6 protein-coding genes are annotated in these 6,670 nt (G+C 69.1%); 1 reads left to right on the top strand and 5 read right to left on the bottom strand.

The annotated features are described in order from the left end of the window. Positions 1 to 40: 40 nt before the first annotated feature. Both D3H34_RS22665 and D3H34_RS22670 read right to left on the bottom strand, forming a co-directional pair. The gene (locus tag D3H34_RS22665) at positions 41 to 421 is read right to left on the bottom strand and encodes a YciI family protein (protein ID WP_062474928.1); all 381 of its coding nucleotides are present in this window, start codon (positions 419 to 421) and stop codon (positions 41 to 43) included. Further along, on the bottom strand, positions 403 to 1,710 hold the full coding sequence (locus D3H34_RS22670; RefSeq protein WP_119556500.1) for an RNA polymerase sigma factor: 1,308 nt from the start codon (positions 1,708 to 1,710) through the stop codon (positions 403 to 405). Before D3H34_RS22670 ends, D3H34_RS22665 begins: the two co-directional genes overlap by 19 nt. Before the next feature lie 118 nt (positions 1,711 to 1,828). On the opposite strand from D3H34_RS22670, the gene D3H34_RS22675 reads away from it, so the two are divergent. Beyond that, positions 1,829 to 2,341, top strand: a complete 513-nt coding sequence (locus D3H34_RS22675) for an MOSC domain-containing protein (protein WP_119556501.1) — start codon at positions 1,829 to 1,831, stop codon at positions 2,339 to 2,341. 7 nt (positions 2,342 to 2,348) lie between these two features. Here D3H34_RS22675 and D3H34_RS22680 read toward each other — a convergent pair whose 3' ends face one another. The 3 genes from D3H34_RS22680 to mutS form a co-directional block, all read right to left on the bottom strand. Next, positions 2,349 to 3,155: an alpha/beta fold hydrolase gene (locus D3H34_RS22680; RefSeq protein ID WP_205736794.1), complete on the bottom strand. Its 807-nt coding sequence runs from the start codon at positions 3,153 to 3,155 to the stop codon at positions 2,349 to 2,351. Between the two features lie 2 nt (positions 3,156 to 3,157). After that, entirely contained in the window at positions 3,158 to 3,997 is an 840-nt protein-coding gene (locus tag D3H34_RS22685; RefSeq protein WP_119556508.1) for a proteasome-type protease, read from the bottom strand. Positions 3,998 to 4,025: 28 nt separating this feature from the next. Continuing rightward, the coding region (gene mutS / locus D3H34_RS22690; protein WP_286186085.1) for a DNA mismatch repair protein MutS at positions 4,026 to 6,670 on the bottom strand (2,645 nt) is incomplete at its 5' end.

Here is a 6,670-nt window from a genome sequence, read left to right on the forward strand (position 1 = left end):
GCGCAGGTCCCGGTGATCCGACAGCGCAGCCAGTTTTTTTTCAGACCTGCGGAATGCGCGGCGCGATCACGCCCGGGTCGTACCAGGTCACGGGGCGGATCTCGAACACGCCACCCTCGAAATCCAGCCGCCGCGCCGCATGCCGTGCCTCTTCGAGCGACTCGCATTCGACGATGTAGATGCCCATGAGCTGCTCCTTCGTTTCGGCGAAGGGGCCGTCGGTCACCAGCGGATGCGCGGCGCCGGCGTGCCGCACGGTGGTGGCGGTGTCGGGCATCAGGCGCAGCACGGTGCCGAGCCGGCCCGCGGCCTGCAGCTCGTCGCGCAGGTCGGTGTGACGCTCGAGCATCTCGTCTTCGACCTCGGGCGCCCAACCGGCCGCCGCAGCCTCGGAACCGTAGATCAGGATGGAATAGAGCATCGTGCGTCCTTCGCGTGGGGAGTATTGGAAGAGGTGCCATCGCCTCCGGTATCGAGGCGGTCGATCAGCAGCCGGATGTGCGCGGCCTCGGCGGCGGTGCGGGCCAGCGCGAGCGCGTCGGCAAAGGCGCGCCGCGCATCCTCGGCGCGGCCCAGCTGTGTCAGCAGGCCGCCGCGCAGGCCGTGGAAGTGGAAGTAGGCCGACAGCGGTTGCGCCAGCGTCTCGACCATCGCGAGCGCTGCCTCGGGCCCGCGCACCTTGGCCACGGCCACCGCGCGGTTGAGGGTGACCACGGGCGAGGGCTGCAGCCGTTCCAGGCCCGCGTAGAGCCGGTCGATCTCGGCCCAGTCGGTGTCGGCCGCGCACGGGGCGCGTGCGTGCGTGGCCGCGATGGCCGCCTGCAATTGATACGGACCGATGCGGCGCTGGCGCAGTGCGGCGTCGAGCAGGGCCAGGCCTTCGTCGATCGCCGCGCAGTGCCAGCGCGTGCGGTCCTGGTCTTCGAGCAGCACGACCATGCCGTCGGCATCGAGCCGCGCATCGGCGCGCGCGTGCTGCAACAGCAGCAGGGCGCACAGGCCGGCGGGCTCGGGCTCGTCGGGGAACAGCTCGCACAGCAGGCGCGCGAGCCGGATCGCTTCTTCGCACAGGGCGGCGCGCACATGGGCCGTGCCGCCGCTGGCCGCGTAGCCTTCGTTGAACAGCAGGTAGACCACCGCGCCCACGGCCGCCAGCCGCTCGCCGCGTTCGCGCGCGCCGGGCGCATCGAAGGGCAGGCCGGCCGCGGCCACGCGCTGCTTGGCGCGCGTGATGCGCTGCTCCATCGCGCGCTCGCCGACAAGAAAGGCGCGCGCGATCTCCGACACCGACAACCCCGACACGATGCGCAGGGCCAGCGCGATCTGTTGTGCGAGCGGCAACGCGGGGTGGCAGCAGACGAAGAGCAGGCGCAGCACGTCGTCACGGTAGTGGGATTGGTCGAGCTGTGCCGCAAGGTCTGGATCGAGGCCCGTGTCCGCATCGCCATCGTCGCCTTCAGGCAAGGGATCGTGCCGATGTCGCCGCCGCAGCTCGTCGAGCGCCGCATTGCGGCCCACGAGGATCAGCCATGCCAGCGGATCGTCGGGCGGCCCCTGGTCGGGCCAGTGGCGCAGCGCGCGCAGGCTGGCCTCCTGGAAGCCTTCCTCGGCGGTGTCCAGGTCGCGGAAGTAGCGCAGCAGCGCGGCCACCGCGCGAGGACGCGCGGCGGTCAGCGTGGTGGCGATCCAGCTCAGCTCGGTGGTGGTCATCGTCGGCGCGGTGTCGCTTCTGTGCCTTCGGCAAGGGAAGGTTCAACCCCAAGGACGCGCCAGTATGCGGCGGGCCGACAGCGGCACGCAAAAAAAGTCCGCGTGGACAATGCGGCGCATGTCCGACCTCCACGCCCTGACCCGGCAATTCCCGCACCCCGGCCGGCTCGACGCCATCCTGCTGCGCCCCGCGCGGCGCACGACCGTCGAGTCGGTCGACGAGGTGCGGGCGATCGAAGCGCTGGGCCTGGAGGGCGACCGCAGCAGCGCCGGGCGCGGCGGCGGCAAGCGGCAGGTCACGCTGATCCAGGCGGAGCACCTGCCGGTGGTCGCGGCGCTTGCGCAGCGCATGGAGGGCGTGGATGCCGGCCTGCTGCGCCGCAACCTCGTCGTGTCGGGGTTGAACCTGCTGGCGGCGCGGTCGCTGTTTCGCGACCAGCCGCTGGTGTTGGCGCTCGGGGCCGAGGTGCTGCTCGAGATCACCGGGCCTTGCGAGCCCTGCTCGCGCATGGAAGAACTGCTCGGCCCCGGTGGCTACAACGCCATGCGCGGACATGGCGGCGTGACGGCGCGGGTGCTGTGTGGCGGTGTGCTGCGCGTCGGCGACGCGGTCGCCTGCCGCACCGCCTGAACACCACCTACATCAGGTTGCGCAACGAGGCCTCGATGGCCGCCGCCGTGGCCAGCGGCTTTTCCATCGGGAACAGGTGGGTGCCGTCGAGCATCGTGATGCGACCCTTGGTGACCTGCTCGGTCATGGCCATGCCCACCTGCTTCATCTCGACCGACTGGCGCCCGCCGATGAAGGCCGCCTTGCACTTGAGCGGATGGCGGCGCAGCAGCGCGCCCAGGGTGTGGGGCAGGGTGTTGTAGATCGCGGTTTCCACGTCGCGGTCGAAGCTCAGGGCGCGGGTGTCCTCGCTGTCGAAGGTGCCGTGGTCGATGTAGTCGTGCAGCACCTGCTCGTCCCACTTAGCGAAGGCCTTCTTGCTGCGGAAGTGCTCGAACACCGCCTCGCGATGTTCCCAGCTGTTCTTGCGCTTGCGGCTGACGGCGCCGGGCGAAATGCTCTTCATGAGCGGCGTGCGCTTGACCACGTTGAGCGTGTTCGCGCGCCAGCCGCCGAGGATCGGCGAGTCGATCAGCAGCACGCCGCGCGCCAGCTCGGGGTGGCGCGCCGCGCACATCAGGCTCAGGAAGCCGCCCAGCGAATGGCCGATGAGGAACACCGGGCCGCCGGCGCGGTCGGCGCGCACCTTGGCGAAGTCGGCCAGCTGCTGCACGAGGTTCGGCCAGTTGTCGGTGACGGGGTACTTCGGGTCGTGCCCGAATTTCTCGATGGCATCGACCTCGAAGCCCCGGTTGCGAAGGCTGTCGAGAACGACGCGGTAGGTGCTCGCCGGAAAGCTGTTGCCGTGCGAAAAGATGACAGGAGGCACGGACAGTTTCAGATCAGTTTTTCGTCGGGCGTCGAAATTTTTCGCAGCGGGCTGTGGCGCGTGGCGGGCATCTTCAGCGGATGCTCCGTGTGGCTGTCGTCCCACACCGGGTCTTCGATGCTGTCGAACACCTCGCGCAGCTTCTGGCCCCAGCTGTTGTGCATCATGCGGTAGTAGGGGTTGTCGGCGTCGATGCAGATCACGCGGTCGGTCTCGAGCTTGTTGGCCTCGTACACCACGAGGTCCAGCGGCAGGCCGACCGAGAGGTTCGACTTCATGGTCGAGTCCATCGACACCAGCGCGCACTTGGCGGCTTCGTCCAGTGGCGTCTCGGGCGTGAGCACGCGGTCGAGCACGGGCTTGCCGTACTTCGATTCGCCCACCTGGAAGTAGGGCGTCTCGGTGGTGGCTTCGATGAAGTTGCCTGCGGCGTAGACCAGGAACAGGCGCATGCCTTCGCCCTTGACCTGTCCGCCGAAGATGAACGACACGTTGAAGTCCAGCCCCGCATGCTTGAGCGCCTCGGCGTCGCGGTCGTACACGTGGCGCACCGCCGAGCCGAGCACGCGCGCGGCATCGAACATGCTCTTGGCGTTCCAGATCGTGATCGGCTCGCCCTGCGTGCCGTCTTCGCGCGTTTCGCGCAACTCTTCGATCTGCAAAATTTCGCGCACCGACTGCGAGATGCTCAGGTTGCCCGACGACAGCAGCACCATCACGCGGTCGCCCGGCTGCTCGTAGACGATCATCTTGCGGAAGGTGCTGATGTGGTCCACGCCCGCGTTCGTGCGCGAGTCGGAAAGAAACACCAGGCCGGCGTTGAGTTTGATGCCTACGCAATAAGTCATGGGTTCGCCTTGCATGAACAGTGCCCGCTCACACGGCACTGCGTTCACGCGCGTTCAGTTTCTGGAGGGCATAGAGCGCGTCGAGGGCTTCGCGCGGGCTCATGGTGTCCGGGTCGAGGGCAGCCAGTGCGGATTCTACGGCGCTGGCCATGGGGGTTTCGGCGGCTGGCGGGGGCGCAAACAGGTCGACCTGTGCACGAGTTTGCGCATGCTGCGATTCAAGTGCATCGAGCGCCTGCCGCGCATGGTTGACCACCGCCGCGGGCATGCCTGCGAGGCGCGCCACCTGGATGCCGTAGCTCTTGCTGGCCGGGCCCGGCTGCATCTCGTGCAGGAACACGATGTCGCGGCCCGACTCGGTTGCGCTCACATGCATGTTCACGGCGCCGTGGTGCGTGGCCGGGAACTCGGTCAGCTCGAAGTAGTGGGTCGCGAACAGCGTGAAGGCCTTGCTGCGGTCGTGCAGCTGCGCCGCGATGCCGGCCGCCAGCGCCAGCCCGTCGAAGGTGCTGGTGCCGCGGCCGATCTCGTCCATGAGCACCAGCGACTGCGCCGTGGCGCTGTGCAAAATTTGCGCGGCCTCGGTCATTTCGAGCATGAAGGTCGACTGCGCATTGGCCAGGTCGTCCGCCGCGCCGATGCGCGTGTGGATCGCATCGATGGGCCCGAGCCGGCAGGCCGTGGCCGGCACGTGCGAGCCGATGGACGCCAGCAGCACGATGATCGCCACCTGCCGCATGTAGGTCGACTTGCCGCCCATGTTCGGGCCGGTGATGACCTGCAGCCGCTGCTGCGGTCCGAGCTGCGTGTCGTTGGCGATGAAGCCGCCCGACGACTTCTCGGCCAGCCGCGCCTCCACCACCGGATGGCGGCCCTGCTGGATCTCGATGCACGGATGCGACACGAAGCTTGGCGCGCGCCAGTTCAGCGTGTGCGAGCGCTCGGCCAGCGCGCACAGCGCATCCAGCGCGGCGATGCCGCCGGCCAGTTGCGTGAGCGCCGGCACCGAGGGCTGCAGCGCGTCGAGCAGTTGCTCGTACAGCCACTTCTCGCGGGCCAGTGCGCGGTCTTGCGCGCTGAGGGCCTTGTCTTCGAAGGCCTTGAGTTCGGGCGTGATGAAGCGCTCGGCGTTCTTCAGCGTCTGGCGGCGGCGGTAGTTGTCGGGCACCTTCGAGAGCGCGCTCTGCGTCACCTCGATGTAGAAGCCGTGCACGCGGTTGAACTGCACGCGCAGGTTGCTGATGCCGGTGCGCTCGCGCTCGCTGATCTCGAGCTTGAGCAGGAAGTCGTCGCAGTTCTCGCTGATCTCGCGCAGCTCGTCGAGCTCGGCGTCGTGACCGGTGGCGATCACGCCGCCGTCGCGCACCAGCGCCGACGGGTCGGGCTTGATCGCGCGGACCAGCAGGTCGGCGCAGCCCGGCGGCGGCGCAAGGCGTTCGGTGATCTGCGCCAGCAGCGCGGCCGCGCCCGGCAACATCGGTGCCAGTTGCTCGGCTTTGGACAGCGCCAGTTGCAGCGCGACGAGTTCGCGCGGACGCACCTGGCGCAGCGCGATGCGCGCCGCGATGCGTTCCACGTCGCTGGTGTTCTTGAGCTGCTCGCGCAGCGTTCGCCAGGGCGCGGCCGTGGCGCCGGGTCCGGTGGCCTGCAGCGCGCCGATGGCGTCGAGCCGGCCTTGCGCCTCGCTGCGGTCGCGGCGCGGCGAAAGCAGCCAGCGCTTGAGCAGCCGGCTGCCCATGCCCGTCATGCAGGTGTCGAGCAGAGAGAACATCGTGGGCGAGTCTTCACCGCGCAGCGTCTGCACCAGCTCCAGGTTGCGGCGCGTGGTGGGCGGCAGCTCGATCAGGTCACCGTCGCGCTCCACCGACAGGCGCTGCACGTGCGAGAGCGCGCGGCCCTGCGTGTGCTCGGCATAGCCCAGCAGCGCGGCGGCGGCGGCGTGCGCGTTTCCCAGGCCCTCGGCGTTCCATGCGGCGAGGCTGTGGCTGCCCATCTGCTCGCTGAGCTTGCGCTCGCCCAGGCCGGGATCGAACTGCCAGGCTGGACGCAGCGAGAGCGTGAACGGCACGGCCGCGCGCGCGGCCTTCAGGCGCTGCTCGAAGGCGGGCGTGACTTCGGCGCTGTACAGCAGCTCGCTCGGCGCGATGCGCGCGATCCAGGCTTCGAGCGCGTCGGCCGGGCATTCGGCCAGCCGCAGCTCGGCACCCGTCACGCTGAGCCATGCCAGCCCGCAGAAATTGCGCGTGCCCGCATGCACCGCGAGCAGCAGCGAATCGCTCTTGTCGTTGAGCAGTTCCGAGTCGGTCAGCGTGCCGGGCGTGACCACCCGCACCACCTTGCGCTCGACCGGGCCCTTGCTGGCGCCGACCTCGCCCACCTGCTCGCAGATGGCGACCGACTCACCCAGCTTGATGAGCCGCGCGAGGTAGGTATCGACCGAGTGAAAGGGCACGCCGCACATCAGCACCGGCTGCCCGGCCGACTGGCCGCGCTGGGTGAGCGTGATGTCGAGCAGGCGCGCGGCCTTCTCGGCATCGGCCCAGAACAGTTCGTAGAAATCGCCCATCCGGTAGAACAGCAGTGTGTCCGGATGGTCGGCCTTGAGGCCCAGGTATTGCGCCATCATGGGCGTGTGCCCGGAGAAGTCGCTGGAAGAGGGGGCGGGGTGGGCAG

The organism is Acidovorax cavernicola, assembly GCF_003581445.1.